General features: G+C 63.3%; 13 protein-coding genes. 7 read left to right on the top strand and 6 right to left on the bottom strand.

The annotated features are described in order from the left end of the window. The first annotated feature begins 11 nt into the window (after positions 1-11). Both EF888_RS05770 and EF888_RS05765 read left to right on the top strand, forming a co-directional pair. A complete protein-coding gene (locus tag EF888_RS05770; protein WP_206508437.1) occupies positions 12-347 on the top strand; it encodes a hypothetical protein in 336 nt (111 codons plus the stop codon). Further along, positions 340-984 carry a CDP-alcohol phosphatidyltransferase family protein gene (locus tag EF888_RS05765; RefSeq protein WP_109757873.1) on the top strand — a complete coding sequence of 215 codons (645 nt, stop codon included), beginning with the start codon at positions 340-342 and terminating at the stop codon, positions 982-984. The genes EF888_RS05770 and EF888_RS05765 overlap by 8 nt, the downstream gene beginning before the upstream one ends. Positions 985-1,292: 308 nt before the next feature. Here the strand turns inward: EF888_RS05765 and EF888_RS05760 are convergent, their stop codons facing one another. From EF888_RS05760 to EF888_RS05740, 5 genes are all read right to left on the bottom strand, one after another. Continuing rightward, positions 1,293-2,195: a lysylphosphatidylglycerol synthase domain-containing protein gene (locus EF888_RS05760; protein WP_109757872.1), complete on the bottom strand. Its 903-nt coding sequence runs from the start codon at positions 2,193-2,195 to the stop codon at positions 1,293-1,295. Between the two features lie 3 nt (positions 2,196-2,198). Continuing rightward, a complete protein-coding gene (locus tag EF888_RS05755) occupies positions 2,199-3,011 on the bottom strand; it encodes a class I SAM-dependent methyltransferase (protein ID WP_206508435.1) in 813 nt (270 codons plus the stop codon). A gap of 13 nt (positions 3,012-3,024) precedes the next feature. Beyond that, complete coding sequence (locus tag EF888_RS05750) at positions 3,025-4,227, bottom strand: glycosyltransferase (protein WP_126918501.1); 1,203 nt, start codon at positions 4,225-4,227, stop codon at positions 3,025-3,027. Further along, positions 4,224-5,213, bottom strand: a complete 990-nt coding sequence (locus EF888_RS05745; protein WP_109757870.1) for a glycosyltransferase family 2 protein — start codon at positions 5,211-5,213, stop codon at positions 4,224-4,226. Before EF888_RS05745 ends, EF888_RS05750 begins: the two co-directional genes overlap by 4 nt. 98 nt (positions 5,214-5,311) lie before the next feature. Then, on the bottom strand, positions 5,312-7,225 hold the full coding sequence (locus EF888_RS05740) for a hypothetical protein (RefSeq protein ID WP_109757869.1): 1,914 nt from the start codon (positions 7,223-7,225) through the stop codon (positions 5,312-5,314). Positions 7,226-8,015: 790 nt separating this feature from the next. Here EF888_RS05740 and EF888_RS05735 point away from each other — a divergent pair. Genes EF888_RS05735 through EF888_RS05715 form a run of 5 tightly spaced genes read left to right on the top strand, consistent with a single transcriptional unit; the run spans position 8,016 to position 11,914 of the window. Continuing rightward, positions 8,016-8,315, top strand: a complete 300-nt coding sequence (locus EF888_RS05735) for a VanZ family protein (protein WP_109757868.1) — start codon at positions 8,016-8,018, stop codon at positions 8,313-8,315. Continuing rightward, positions 8,312-9,103, top strand: coding sequence for a glycosyltransferase family 2 protein (locus tag EF888_RS05730; RefSeq protein WP_109757867.1), 792 nt, complete (start codon positions 8,312-8,314; stop codon positions 9,101-9,103). Before EF888_RS05735 ends, EF888_RS05730 begins: the two co-directional genes overlap by 4 nt. Positions 9,104-9,107: 4 nt before the next feature. Next, complete coding sequence (gmd, locus tag EF888_RS05725; protein ID WP_109757866.1) at positions 9,108-10,229, top strand: GDP-mannose 4,6-dehydratase; 1,122 nt, start codon at positions 9,108-9,110, stop codon at positions 10,227-10,229. 10 nt (positions 10,230-10,239) lie between these two features. Then, the gene (fcl, locus tag EF888_RS05720; protein ID WP_109757865.1) at positions 10,240-11,181 is read left to right on the top strand and encodes a GDP-L-fucose synthase; all 942 of its coding nucleotides are present in this window, start codon (positions 10,240-10,242) and stop codon (positions 11,179-11,181) included. 22 nt (positions 11,182-11,203) lie between these two features. Continuing rightward, on the top strand, positions 11,204-11,914 hold the full coding sequence (locus EF888_RS05715; RefSeq protein ID WP_164721577.1) for a substrate-binding domain-containing protein: 711 nt from the start codon (positions 11,204-11,206) through the stop codon (positions 11,912-11,914). A gap of 6 nt (positions 11,915-11,920) precedes the next feature. Here the strand turns inward: EF888_RS05715 and EF888_RS05710 are convergent, their stop codons facing one another. After that, positions 11,921-15,037 (bottom strand): efflux RND transporter permease subunit, encoded by a 3,117-nt coding sequence (locus tag EF888_RS05710; RefSeq protein ID WP_109757863.1) that lies wholly within the window; start codon positions 15,035-15,037, stop codon positions 11,921-11,923. Positions 15,038-15,041 lie beyond the last annotated feature (4 nt).

The following is a 15,041-nucleotide window of genomic DNA, read 5'->3' as shown; positions in this document are numbered from 1 at the left end:
CATGGGTCCACGTGACCTTCGGCGCGGTGCTGATGGGGAGTTGGTCCTTCTATGCGAACCGTCACCACGAAGTGTCCGAGACGGTGCGAGCCGCCGTTCTGCAGGCCGCATTGTCGGGCTTTCTGACCGCCTGCCTCAAGATGATCGCGGACCGTCTTCTTCGGTTCCTGCCGCACTGGTCCCTGGCTGCGGGGACGTCGCTTCTGTTTTCCGCCACTCTTCTCCTTGCGGCGCATCGGGTGTCCGGAACGCCGGAACTCGCGGCGACCGTTTCAGTCCCGCTCCTTGTGTCTGGAAGCTACATTTTCGCCTATTGCTACATTCGACGGAGGCCTTCCCTTGGCTGACCTCAAGAACCGGCGTCCCCTCAAGAGTCGCGATACCGGTTGGGCGCAGGCGATCTCAGGTCGTCTTGCCGCCGCGAACATCACGCCGAACCAGATCTCGGCTGCAAGCGTCGTCTTTGCAGCCTTCGCCGGGGCGTGTTTTGCCGGTGTCGACCGAAGCGCACCGGGGCTCGACATCGCACTTCTTTTGGCGGGCGCGGGCTTCGTTCAGTTGCGTCTGCTCTGCAACCTCTTCGACGGCATGGTCGCGGTCGAGGCAGGGCGCGGGGACGCGACCGGTCCCTTCTGGAATGAAGTTCCGGATCGTCTGGCCGACGTGCTGATCCTGGTCGGTTTCGGATTTGGCGCGGGTGTCACATCCGCAGGCTGGGCTGCCGCCTGCCTCGCGGTCCTCATTTCGTACCTGCGCGCCTTCGGGGCTTCGCTCGGCCAGGCGATGGACTTTTCGGGCCCGATGGCCAAGCAACACCGCATGGCCGCCGTCACGATCGCCGCGATCCTTGCCGCGTCTCTGGCGCTGTTGCTCGATCCGACCGGTGTGCTGCAACTGGCGCTTTGGGTTGTGATCCTGGGTGAAATCCTGACGGCGTTCCGCCGAATGCGGCGAATATATCTGCGGATGAAGCACACGGGCTGAGCACTCCGCTCTGCGGTCAGAGAGAGACATGTCCTTTCCCAGGGGGCTCACGGACTCGGGCAGACCCGCCGCGAGCGAGGAGTAGGGGCCAAGCGCGGCCCCATCGCGACCTTGAACCGCCGCTTTTATGCGCCGCCTGCACAAGCAATGAACATCAAATTGCGAACTATCGACGGAAATCGGAATGTGCTCAATAAGACTCCGCGCGCACAGGCCGGGCAAATGACCGCACCAGCTTTCGATCCACGGCGCTTATGAAACCCCTTGCAAAACCGGAGCCGTCCACAAATGACAGTACCTGACAGCCGCTAAGTACTCCGGCGCACGACACAGCCGACCCCGAAAATGCCCACATCCCCAACTGTGGTGACGCTGCGATGCAGGAGGGCAACGGCCAACCCTGCCCCGTCGCCCACCACAAGCCCCAGACCGACGGCGAGAATCCCGTCTCTGATGCCGACCCCGCCCGGCGCGCCCGGCATGACGAATCCTGCGATCCAGGCCACTGCAAAGAGGATTGTGGCGAAGCCGACCGAGACCCCGGTGTCCGGCGCAACAACGGCCGAAACGAGAGACAGGGAGATGCCGAGCACAGTGAAGCCGGCCGCGTAGAGAAGGACCGGCACGGCGAACCTTGCCGGACGAGCGGCGGGCAAATGCTGGCGGCGCATTTCGCGAAACAAGACCCCTCCTGAAACGATCGCAGCGCAGGCGGCCAGACCGGGTACGATCCAGACGGCCTCACCGAAGTCGGGGATCGTGGTCGAAGAAAGAAGTGCGTCAGCATAGCCCGGCAGGCACGTGGCGAACCCAACCACCAGAAGCGCGCCGGTGCCGATCAGCAGCCCGATCTCGAAAAGCGTCGCCAGACCGATGACCGGCAACGGCACTCCATCCTGCCGGGCGAGAGCAAAACGGCCGACGAACTGTCCAACGTTTCCGGGCACGTACTTGCCGATTTGCGACACAAGGTGCTGGCTTTCCGCTCGGCCTGGTGCAAGGGAAACGGACCAGACGCTCAGGATCCACCGCCAGGCGAGGGCTCCGATCACTTGTGACAGGGCATAGGCTAGAAGCGCCAGAGCGATTTTGGAAAGCGCCGAGGTGGAGCGAAGGTCCACCTCGGGCAAATCGCCTATGCCGCCCCACATGACGTAGCCGATGAACGCAAGGGCGAGTGCCGTTCCAAGGTAGCGGAGTTTGTGCGCCAACGCTCAATCCTTGCGCGCAAGAGCGAGATAACCGTTTCCCAGATCTGTGCGCAGGAACGGTCTCTGAAGCTGGCACATGGCTTTCATGAGAAGAACCACCGGTTTCGAGGACAAAATGCTCCAGTATCTGGACTCTACGCTCCGATCGCTGCCGCTTTCAGAAGTGAGAGCTTCGGCCGATGCGGCGGTCCGGCGCTTTCGCTCGAGCACCTTGCCATAAGCCCGCGCACGCAGGACCTCCATGACATTGGCGAGCGGAAATCCGTAGCATTCGACGGTCTCTACCGTGAAGCCCGCGTCGGTGACGGCCCTGATAAGCCCGTCACGTTCATACCGGCGCACGTGGCCGGCCCATTCATCCGCGGCGTTCCAGCGATCCGGATGCGCCGGCGTCGACAGCAGAAGGCGCCCACCGGGGCGCAGATACGCTGCCCAGTCCCGCATGGCGCCGACGTCGTCTTCGAGATGCTCAATAACCTCGAAGGACAACAGAAGGTCAAAACTCTCCTTCCACTCCGGCCGAAGCTTCGGTTCAAGCGTGACCGGCCGCTCGGCAGATATAAGATTTCGGGCGAGCCCCAATGCATCAATGGATCGGTCGACGCCCACGGCGTCAAAACCGCGGACGGCCAGTTCGGAAAGAATACTCGCCGGGCCGCACCCGATGTCGATCACGCGGCAGGGCGCGACGTCGCGCAAATGGCGCCTGATCCGGTCACGGCGAAGCAGAAAGCGCGGCGCGGGGATCCAGTTCTGTTTCGGCATGGCGGGCCCGAAATCCGCGTGCCAGACAACTTCGCCTTCTCCTGAAGTCATGGTCTGCCTCAGATCATTGGGCATATGCGGACGTGCCTTCGCAGATATTTGAGATCAGGACGACGAGCTGACGACCGATGTCCTCGGGCCGGGCGGCGGCCACATAGTCTTCTGGAATCGCGGGAAAGTCGTTCCCTCTTGCCTCGTCAATGGCGTCCAGAAGCGCGACGTGATCTGAATGCGCTACCTGGACCAGACTGGGGTGCGAAACTGGGAATGCCTCAGAGATCGCCTCGGAGCGGCGGGTGATAACTGTCCGGCCGGCCATCAGGCATTGATAGACCTTGTTCGGCACGACTGATGCTGCCTTTTCGGAGGCGCCGAAGATTCCGAGGCAGACATCCGCTTTTTCGATGGCGCCGATCAGCTTGTTATAGGAGCGCCAGCGCTCCCATGTAACATGTGGTGCGGTGCCCGCCGCTAGGGCCGCCTCGACCAGGTAACTGTCTTGACCAGTGCCGATGATGTGCCAGCGATGCTCCCGCCCTCGCTCAGAAAGAGCGGCCTTCAGGATCGTTTCGATCCCGTGGAGCGGAATGAGCTGCCCGTAAAAAAGGATAAGGGTCGGACCGTCGTGGGGCTTGTGCGGCGGGATCCGCCCAAACACACCAGGTTCCGCGCCGACCGGAACGGCATCGGTTTGTATCGCTCCAAGACCGAAAAGATCAGCAATGCGTCGCGCATGAGTCGGAGTGTCGAGCAGCACGAGATCGGCGGCGCGGCAGGCACACCTTTCCAGCGCCCACAATCCGTATGCAATCGGATTGGACGCGCGGATCATCCTCCGATCGCAAACCGCAGTATCGTAAAGCGAAATGAACATATCCCAGATCACCGGCTTTCTTCGAAGCCAGGCGAGTGGTGTGAAGAACAGCACGTCGAACTGGCCGAGATAAGGAACGATGACGGCGTCGTGCGCAGGCGCTCTGAGATAGCGAATGGCGAGACCGGGGTACGCCAACAGCGCGCGCAAAAGGACCATCAGGATCGTCGCCGTCCCTGCCTGACTTTTGTCTTCGTGACCACACCAGATGTCTGCGTGGATCTCGACGACCTCGACCCCGACCCCCCGAAGGCTATCGCGCAGGATGCGGGTCCGCGGTTTTCCAAGATCGTAGGTGCCCCAGAAGACAACAGGTCGCGCCAGCACCGGTTTCCGGGAGGGGCCGATGTCCGCAGGGTCGGCAAGAACGGGAGTTGGCGGTTCGGTCGTCACGACGCATCAGCAAGTTTCGCCGCCCGGTGTCGGGTCAACTCGCTACGCGATTGAGGTGCGCGCAGAAGTTCGCGCGCGCGGATATCCTCGAGAAGGCTTCGGTTGGCTGCGATGAGGTCGGCGAGGACGCCCACGGCGAGAAAGACGGTGGCCATGGCCATAAGGGCGGCAGCGAGAATGAGCGACTGGATATGCCCTGCCCCATGGCCCATGAAATAGAAAGTGAGGAATCGGGCGATGGCCCAGAGCGCGGGGACCGCGAATATCGCCGCCACGGTGAAGAAGAACCTTAGAGGCGCGTAGATTACGAAGACGCGCAGGATCGTATTGGCTGACCGCAGGATGTATGCCCGCATGCTCCTGAACAGGCGCGACGGCCGCGTGACCGTGTTCACCCTGATCGGCACCGAGGTAATGGGGATGCGTTTGCGGCCCGCCTGGATTATGGTCTCGAGCGTATAGGTATAGGTGTTGATGACGCAGAGCCGGGCGGCTGCGTCCCGTGCGTAGGCGCGGTAGCCCGACGGCGCATCGGGGATATTGGTGTCGCTGGCCTGCCGTACGACCCAGCTTCCAAGGCGCTGCAGAGTCTTCTTGACGGGCGAGAAGCTTTCAATTTCGGATATTGGGCGGGCACCCACGACGATCTGCGCCTCACGATCGAGAATGGGCTGAATGAGCGCCGGAATGTCCCTTGCGTCGTACTGATTGTCGGCATCGGTGTTCACGATGATATCGGCGCCGAGCGCGAGGGCTTCTTCGATCCCAGCGGTGAAGGCCCGGGCGAGGCCCACGTTCGAAGCCATCCTAAGGATATGATCTGCACCTGCCTCGCGCGCTACCTCGACCGTGCGGTCGGTCGAGCCGTCGTCGATAACCAGCACCTCCACGGTGGCGACGCCCGGGATCACGCGAGGGATCGCCCTGATCGCCATAGCGAGGGTTTCTTCCTCGTTGAGAGCCGGGATCTGCACAATGAGATGCATAGGCGGGATCCTTACCTGCGTCGCCGCGTGTTTTGTCGCTCGTTCTAGGCAGAATTATGACGTAGAGCGAAGAATGTTTCGAGTCTGGAACAGTACCGTCAGCGGTGAAGGAGTGGATAGTCGGCTCCGATCACCGGATCAAAGGAAGCGGACCGGGTGATATCCACCATCGGGTCCTCGCCGTGAGGAACGCCGTCGATTTTAAAGGCGGAATAGCTTTTGGTAAAGATCCGGCCCATGCTTTCCGGCATGACCACCCGCAATTCGGCATCTATGGCCGCCAATACTAGGACCGGGTCTGGAAGGTAGTAGGCGCCACTCGGGATGGCTACATACTGATCGGGCGTTACCATTGCGCTCCTGTAAAGTCTGTCAAAGATCAGGACCGGGACGTCATAGCCCGCTGTCAGATCAGGCAAGGCGTCGGCAGCTGCGCGGCGCAACTGACCAATGTAAGTATCCGTCATCCCGTTGAAGACCCCAGTGCCTATCCCGATTCCGACCAGCAGAAGCACGCCCTTTCGCAATCCGGGCCAAGCGAAAACGCCGGTCAGGAAACTAGCTATGGCTACGGCGACAAAGACATAGGTCGAGAAGTTTTGATGCGCGCTGGCGAGACCACCTTCAGCGTGCTGCATCCAGAGAAAGGCGGTCATGCTTCCAAGAACCCCGCCGACCAGCAGAAGGCGTCGCCCCTGACGTGCTGAGATTGCCGGATCGGCTAGCAAGCGGCCTGTGACCCACGTGGCGAGAATGGAGAGCGCAGGCAGTAGCGGCAGAAAATATCGCATGTTTGCCCCCAGCCCTCCGTGCCAGGTCTGGACGAGGAAAGGGAAGGTCCAGACCCCGATCAACAAGAGGAGGATAAGGATGCTCTTTCGTCTATCATTCCAGGCTAGGCCGACAAGCGCCAGTAGAACGCCGATCCAGGGCAGGCTTTGGCCCAGCGCCTTTTTCGAAAGCCCCCAGAAAAGAAGTGTGCCTTCTATGCCGGGAACCACGCCGCCCCGGTTGTCGATGATCCAGGCAGCGTTGATGATGAGATCGAGTACCCCTTTGCCATAGGCCAGTAGAACACCCCGCAACTCGGGGATTAGAAGCGCACATAGCGCCATTACAGCGAGCAAAAGCCCACCCCGAACGTCAACCGGCACGCGCGCGCCGAGGAGCTTTGTAGCCACGAATCCCGCACCGAGGCCTAGAAAGACAACTGACTGGGAGCCGTAGCTTGAGATCGATACTCCTCCATCTTGAGATGGACCATAGCTCAGCGGATTCCATGTGCCGTAGCGTTGGCTGTTGATTGCCGCGAGAAGAACCACCGGACCCGCGAGCCCGACCATGCCGCCAAGAGTGATCCCCACGAATTCTTGCCAGCGCCGGACGAATAGAAGGTTTAGGAGGCCGATGACCGGTAGCAGTAAAATTGTGTCGATTCGGAAGAGCAGTCCCATCCCCAGAACCAGACCAGACAAGGCGCTAAGCGTAAAAACGCAGTTCCCGAAAAGGAGCGCCTTCAGAAAGAGTAAAAGACTCAGATTGACCGCGAATACGGATAGCATGTGCGGCCAGTAGGCGAAGGCGTATTCTGCAACGAAGGTTCCCAGCAGAAAGAGCAGGCTGGCCGCAAGGGCGATTTGCTGGTCGTCGAAGAGCAAACGAGCCAGGGCGCGTGTGACGAAGAGACTGCCCACCGTCGCAAATACGTTCAGAAACAGGAGTCCGCGCAACTCGAATGCGCTCAGCAGCCAGCCGCCCAGAATTGACATTCCAGGCGGATATTGCGTGGTCTGCCCGTTGGGCCCGTAGGGTAAGAACCCCGCCCAAGTCAGATCTTGTGAGAGGAACCTCTCAATGCCGTTGTCGAAGACGAACCCACCGGTCAGACGAAAGGTATCCGCGCCCTGAAGGTAGACTGCTTCGTCGATTGTAAAGATACCAAGTGAAACTTGAGTGCCGACGAGCACCAGAAGCGCGGATATTCCGACCAGGACAAGGATTCCCGGTTGCATTGCGATCAGCCTTTCTAAAATCTGGTACGCTACGCACTAGGTGTCGAACATGGCCAGAATACGGCCAAATCTGTTAGATTGTTTCGAAGTTCACCAGCGGCGCGGTGTTCCTACAACTGCCGTCCCCTATCCCGCGAAACCGTGCGGCGCGGAGAGCAGGGATGACCTTGTCGGCTCTGTCAGAGTATCCGCTTTGGTCAAGCCCTAGACGCGCCAGTAGCGGTTATCCCGGATGACAGATTAAACTCATTTGGTGGACTAACTGGTGCCTGATTGTTCTTCTGCTACGTGCTCTGCGAGGCCTTTCCCAGAAAATTCTTTGCGTCCACCCCACAGCGGATGGCGCGGGAACGGGCGTTTCCGGCTAATTGATCTGACAGTACCGTCTGGGACGAGTGGCGACATCTGGACCGCTTCAGTGACCGCGGACGACGAGCCTGAGCGGAGCGGTTCGTCGGTCGGCGCGTCAGGATGGCCTCGGGCAGCAGCGACGTTTTGCCAAGGTCGCTGGCGAGATTCATGGCGGTACGTTGGATGGGGCTGTTCTTCACCTTTTGCCCTCCAGTTCCCGCCCGCCCACCGAATCGAACTGCCGATAATGAGCAGCCAACCATAGTCATGCAGCCCCCAAGGTTGCGCACCTCCGTCATTTCCCCCATGCCTTCCTGAAGCAATCGAAGGCGAACTTCTTCTGACCTTTCTCTCCGCCATCCTCCGGCTCCTTCGCACGCCGCCCTCCTGGCTTCTCTGGCCGGCCCTCCTGCTGCCGCCGTTCGCCACGCTCTACCCGATGCTCGGTCCTGTCGTCTCGCCGCTGCCCTCCTACGGCAGCAACGCGCTGGCGCATGTGGCCGTCTATGCCGTCCTCGCCTTCCCTCACGGCCTCTGGCTCGGGCCGCGGCTCAAATGGGGCCTGCTCGGCCTCGTTCTCTTTGGCTTCGTCATCGAAGTGGTCCAGCCGGCCTTCGCGCGTGGCGCCGAATGGACGGATCTGCTGTCGAACCTGGTCGGCATGGTCGTGGGCACCAGCCTTGGCCTCCTGCTTCGCGCCGCGCTCCGGCGCCGGCGCAAGGAGCCCGTCGCACAATGACCGACAGGCCGGACAGCAGCGCGGGCGAAGGCCCCCGTCCGACCATCTCGATCCTCACGGCTGTCTACAACCGCGCCGGGACGATCGAGGACGCGATAGCCAGCCTGCGCGCCCAGACGCGTCCGGTCCACCAGCACGTCATACAGGACGGAGGCTCCACGGACGGTACCCTCGACCTCGTCCGACGCCTCGAGGGTCCCGAAACCGACCTTGTGTCCGAGCGCGACGGCGGCATCTACGACGCCATCAACCGGGGCATCCGCCGCGCGACGGGCGACGTGATCGGCCTTCTCCACTCCGACGATTTCTTCGCCTCGGACGACGTCTTGGAGGCGGTAGCGTCAGCTTTCCGACCCGACGTCGACGGCGTCTACGGAGACCTGGACTACGTCTCGGCCGAGGACCCGTCCCGCATCATCCGCCGCTGGCGCTCGGGCCCCTACACGCCTCGGAAGCTCAGACGGGGCTGGATGCCGCCGCATCCGACGCTCTTCCTTCGTCGCCAGGTCTTCGAGACCCATGGCCTCTATGACCCTGACCTCCGCATCGCTGCCGACTACGACGCGATGCTCCGCTGGATGATTGCGGGCCGGATCAGGCTCGCCTACGTTCCAACGGTCTTCACCCGGATGCGGGTCGGGGGCGCCAGCAACCGCTCTCTCGCGAACGTCTTGCGAAAGAGCCGCGAGGATTACATCGCCATCAGGCGAAACGGTGCGGGAGGGTTCGGGACGCTTGCCCTCAAGAACGTCTCGAAACTGCATCAATTTCTCCCCGGAAGAGACTGACATCATGACGAAACGCGCGCTCATCACAGGCATCACAGGGCAGGACGGCTCGTACCTCGCGGAACTCCTCCTCGAAAAGGGGTACGAGGTCCACGGGATCAAGCGCCGCGCCTCGATGTTCAACACGCAGCGCATCGACCACATCTACCAGGACCCGCACGAGACGAACCCCCAGCTTCGCCTGCACTACGGCGACCTGACGGACAGCTCGAACCTGACGCGCATCCTCCAGGACGTGGCCCCGGACGAGGTCTACAACCTCGGCGCCCAGTCCCATGTCGCCGTGAGCTTCGAAGCACCGGAATACACTGCGGACGTCGATGCCATGGGCACGCTGCGCTTGCTCGAGGCGATCCGCTTCCTCGGCCTCGAAAAGCGTACGCGCTTCTACCAGGCGTCGACGTCCGAACTGTTCGGCCTCGTGCAGGAGACGCCTCAGACCGAGACGACGCCCTTCCACCCGCGCTCGCCCTATGCCGTGGCGAAGCTCTATGCCTATTGGATCACGGTGAACTACCGCGAGGCCTACGGGATGTACGCCTGCAACGGCATCCTCTTCAATCACGAGAGCCCGCGCCGGGGCGAGACATTCGTCACCCGCAAGATCACACGTGGGCTTTCGAACATCGCCCAGGGGCTGGAAGGCTGCCTCTACATGGGCAACATCGACGCGCTGCGCGACTGGGGCCATGCAAGGGACTTCGTGCGGATGCAATGGATGATGCTGCAGCAGGACAAGCCATCCGACTACGTCATCGCGACCGGCAAGCAGCATTCTGTGCGCGACTTCATCACCTGGACGGCAGAGGAACTGGGCCTCGCGCTGGCCTTCGAAGGCACCGGGCTCACCGAGGTCGCCCGCGTCACGTCCGTCCGGGGGGACAAGGCCCCCGCCGTCGCGCCGGGTGACATCATCATGCGGATCGATCCCAAGTACTTCCGCCCAGCCGAGGTCGAGACGCTGCTCGGCGACCCCGGCAAGGCCCGCCTCGACCTCGGCTGGGAGCCCGAGATCACCGCCCGAGACATGTGCGCCGAGATGGTGGCGCAGGACCTCGCCGACGCGAGGCGCCACGCCTTCCTGAAGGCCAACGGCTATGAACTGCCCGTCGCGGTCGAGAACTGAAGGTCAGGACATGGCACGCATTTTTCTTGCAGGTCACAAGGGCATGGTGGGCAGCGCCATCCTCCGCCGTCTCGACGTGGAACAGGCAGAGGTCCTCACCCGAAGCCATTCCGACCTCGATCTGACCGACCAGGCGGCCGTGCGCGATTTCATGCAATCCGAACGTCCCGACGAGGTCATCCTCGCCGCCGCAAAGGTCGGGGGCATCCAGGCCAACGACTGCTATCCCGCCGACTTCCTCTACGTGAACCTGATGATCCAGGCCAACGTGATCCACGAGGCCTTTACTGCGGGCGTCCGGCGTCTCCTGTTCCTCGGCTCGTCCTGCATCTATCCGCGCCTCGCCGAGCAACCGATGGCCGAAGACGCGCTTCTGACCGGGCCTCTCGAGCCGACGAACGAGCCCTACGCCATCGCCAAGATCGCCGGCATCAAGCTCTGCGAAAGCTACAACCGGCAACACGGCACCGACTACCGCAGCGTCATGCCGACGAACCTCTACGGTCCCGGCGACAACTTCGACCCCGAGACCAGCCACGTTCTTCCCGCCCTCATACGCCGATTTGACGAAGCGGCACGCGACGGGCGAGACAAGGTCGTGATCTGGGGCAGCGGCACCCCCCGACGCGAATTCCTCCATGTCGACGACATGGCCGAGGCCGCGCTCTTCGTTCACGCGCTGCCGAAAGAGGTATACGACCGCGAGACCTCGCCCCGCCTCAGCCACATCAACGTGGGCTCCGGCGAGGACGTCTCGATCTTAGAACTGGCAGAGAAGGTCGCCGCGGTGACGGGGTTCAGGGGACGCATCGAAGTCGATCCGTCGAAACCCGACGGCACACCGAGAAAGCTCCTCGACGTTTCGCGTCTCGCACGACTGGGCTGGCGTTCCAGCATCCCGCTCGACGATGGCCTGCGGTCGACCTATGGCTGGTACAGCGAGCACCGTTGACCCTCTCCCTCAAGGATCGAAGATGAGTCCGACCGCGTCGTCCCCCCGCCCTCTGCGCATCATCACCTCCGGCGCGCAGGCGGCCCCGATCGAGACGCTTTTGCCCGGTTACGATGGCGAGGTGGAGGTCTCCTACGGCTCGTCCCTGGGCGAGGCGCACGACTCGATCCCGACCCGGCTCGCAAAGGGCGAGCGCTTCGATCTCTACTTTCTGGCCGAAGCGGCGCACGCCCGGTATTCGCGGGACGGTCTCGTCTCTCAAGACTTCGTCCCGCTCGTCGCGTCGCGCATCGGGGCGGCCGTCCGCGAGGGCGCGCCCGTTCCCGACATCTCGACCTCCGCCCGGCTCAAGGACGCGCTCCTGGCCGCCGGATCGGTTGCGCACGCCGCCAGCGCCAGCGGCATCTATCTCTCGACGGAAGTCTTTCCCGCCCTCGGCATCGCCGACGAGATGAAGGACAAGGCGCGCACGATCTTTTCCGAGCGTGTCGGCCGCGTCGTGGCACGAGGCGACGCGGACCTCGGCTTCCAGCAGATGAGCGAGTTGCTTCCGATTCCGGGCATCACCATCGTCGGCCCCCTGCCCCCGGACTTCGCGCGCGTCTTCGTCTTCGGCGCAGCCTACGGCCTCGACGAGGGGATGCGGCCAGCGGCCGAGGCGTTCCTCGAGTTCCTGCGACGCGAGGACGCCGCGCCGACCTTCACCGCCTGCGGTCTCGATCCCATTAGCTAGGGAAGCTCACTCCGCCGGCGTGCCGCCGGTCGCCGCCCCCAACTCCCTCACGAGGATCGCCTCCTCCTCGGCCTTCGGTCGCGACAACCGCGCGAAGACGAGGTAGGCGACGGGGGTCAGGAACAGCGTGAACAGCGTCGCAAGTCCAAGCCCGCCCACGATGATCCACCCCAGCGCCTCGCGTGCCTCTGCGCCTGCGCCGGACGAAAAGATCAGCGGCACTCCACCCAGCACCGTCGAAGCCATCGTCATCATCACGGGACGGAGCCTGACGGTGGAAGCCTCGAAGATCGCGTCCCTGACGGACTGGCCCTGATCGCGAAGCTGGTTGGCGAACTCGACGATCAGGATGCCGTTCTTCGCCATGATGCCGATCAGCAGCACAAGCCCGATCTGGCTGTAGACGTTGAGGCTGCCGCCGGTGATGAGAAGTGCGAATACCGCGCAGGCGAGACCGAGGGGCACGGTGGCCATGATGATGATCGCCGAGACGAAGCTCTCGAATTGCGCCGAGAGGACCAGGAACACGACGAGGAAGGCGAAGCCGAAGGTGACGAACAGACCCGAAGACGTCTCGGATAGGGTGGCTGCCTCGGCGAGAGGAACGATCCGCTGCTGTTCCGGCAGCACCTCGTCGGCGATCTCCTGCACGGCGGAATAGGCGTCGCCGAGCGATAGCTCGGGTGTGAGCGTGGCCGAGATTTCGACGGCGCGCATCTGCGCTTCGCGGCTCAACTCCGGTGCGACGGCGCGTTCCTGCAGCGTGACGAAGCTCGAGATCGGCACCATCTGGCCGTTCCCAGCCTGGACGAAGATGCGCTCGAGGTCGCCGGGATCGTTCACCGGGTCGGACGTGGACACCATCTTGATGCTGAAGCTGCGGTCGTCGATGAAGACGGTGCCCACCGTCCGGCCGTCGAGCACCGCCTGAAGGGCCTCGCCCAGACCGTCGATGTTCACGCCGATGTCCGAGGCGCGGTCGCGGTCGACCTCGATGAACAGTTGCGGCTGCGTGGTCTCATAGCCCAGCGACACGCGGCCAAAGGCCGGATTTTCCTCCATCCGGTCGATGATGGCCTGAGCGGAATCGGCGAGACTCTGGTAGTTGTTGCCGGTCAGCGCCACCGTCAGCCCCCGTCCCGCACCCCGGATGCCAAGCGAGTTGGGCTGGATCGCGAAGGCCCGGACACCGATGACCTCCCCCACCATTCCGTTGATCTGACCCACGATCTCCTGCTGGCTGCGGCTGCGCTCTTCCCACGGCGCCAGCGACATCACCATGAAGCCGCTGTTGTCCGATCCAGTCCCGGCGATGGAGAAGACGTTGGTGACCTCGCCGGACGCGCGCAGGGGTTCGACCAGATCCTCGATCTCGCGCATCTTGCCGGCCGTGTAATCAAGCGACACGCCCTGCGGCGCCGAGACGCGAAGGAGTGCGAGCGAACGGTCCTCCGGCGGTGTGAGTTCCTGACGGATGCCGCCCATCGACAGCGCGGCCACGATGGCGAACCCGATTGAAAACACGATGACCAGAAGTGGCATCGCGAGGCAGAAGCGCAGCGCCAGCGCGTAAAGCGACGCGAGCCTCCGGCCGAGCCAGATCATCGGTCCCCGTGCCTCCGCCTTGCCCGAATGGCCCTTCAGCAGCCGGCTTGCCAGAACCGGGCACAGGGTCAGTGCCACGACCGACGACAGGAGCACCGACATCGCGAGGGTGAAGCCGAACTCGCGGAAAAGTCCCCCGGTCTGGCCGGGCAGGAACGACAGCGGGATGAACACCGCCGCCAGCGTCGCCGTTGTGGTGACGACCGCGAAGAACACCTGTTGTGTCCCGAGGACCGCCGCAGCCCGCGCGCCCATGCCCTCGGATCGTCGCCGCACGATGTTCTCGAGCACCACGATGGCATCGTCGACGACCATGCCCGTCGCCAGCACAAGCGCCAGCAGGGTCAGGATGTTGACCGAGAACCCGACCATGTAGATCGCGGCGAGTGTGCCCACCAGCGCCACCGGCAGCGTGACGGCAGGGATGAGCGTCGCGCGGACGTCCCGGAGAAAGACGAAAATGATCGCGATGACGATGGCGACGGCGATGCCGAGCGTGTTCAGCGCCTCGCGGATCGAGCCGTTGATGAAAACCGCGTCGTCGCTGGTTACGAAGACGCTGATGTCGTCGGGCAGGATCGCCTGCAACTCGTCCACGACCGCCCGCACCGATTGCGAGATTTCCAGCGTGTTGCTCTGGGCCTGCCGGATGATCCCCATTCCAAGGCCCGTCTGTCCGTTGGCGCGCAGCACGCTTTCGCCCGGCGCGGGGCCAAGCGTGACGGTCGCCACATCGCCCACGGTGACGCCGTCCCGGATCGCCAGTGCCTCGAACTCGGCGGGGCTCGACACGGTCGCGGTCGTCCGGACGACGATGCTCTGGCTGCTCGAGTTGAGGGCGCCCGCGGGCGCGTCGAAGGCCACGTTTCTCAGCGTCGTGCTGACATCGGCGAGGGACAATCCGCGACTCGCAAGCTGCATCTGGTCGACGTCGACGCGGAAAACTGATTCGCGGTCGCCGTACACCTGCAGGTCCGCGACACCCGGGACCGAGATCAGCCGATCCTCGATGACCTCCTCGGCGAACTGGGACAGCTCCTGCGCGGTGCGCCGGTTCGAGGTGACCGCGATCCGCATCACCGCTTCGGCGTTGGCGTCCGCCTTCACGATCCGCGGGTCCTCCGCTCCGTCGGGAAGCGCGTTCTGGATGCGTCCGATGGCGTCCCGCATATCGGTCGCGGCGACGTCGAGGTCGGCGTCGTCGCCGAACTCGACGGTCACCCGGCTGCGGCCGAACCGCGAACTCGACGAGATCGACTTGACCCCGGCCACCCGTCCCGCGGCGCCCTCGATCTGGGCCGTGATCTCGCGGTCCACGGTCTCGGGCGAGGCGCCGGAGAATTCTGTCGTGACCGTAATCACCGGACGGTCCACGTCCGGCAACTCGCGGACTTCTGCGCCGAAAAGCCCCGCAAGCCCGGCAAGGACGATCAGCGACGACAGCACGAAAGCCAGGATCGGCCGCCTGACGAAAAGCGCGGTGCTTGAGGAGAGAGCGGACTGCGCGCTGACGGCCATCGCC

The organism is Silicimonas algicola (genome assembly GCF_003970735.1).
Classification (GTDB): domain Bacteria; phylum Pseudomonadota; class Alphaproteobacteria; order Rhodobacterales; family Rhodobacteraceae; genus Silicimonas; species Silicimonas algicola.
The sequence above is the reverse complement of the archived record's forward strand: the minus strand, read 5'-3'. Positions and strand labels throughout refer to the sequence as shown.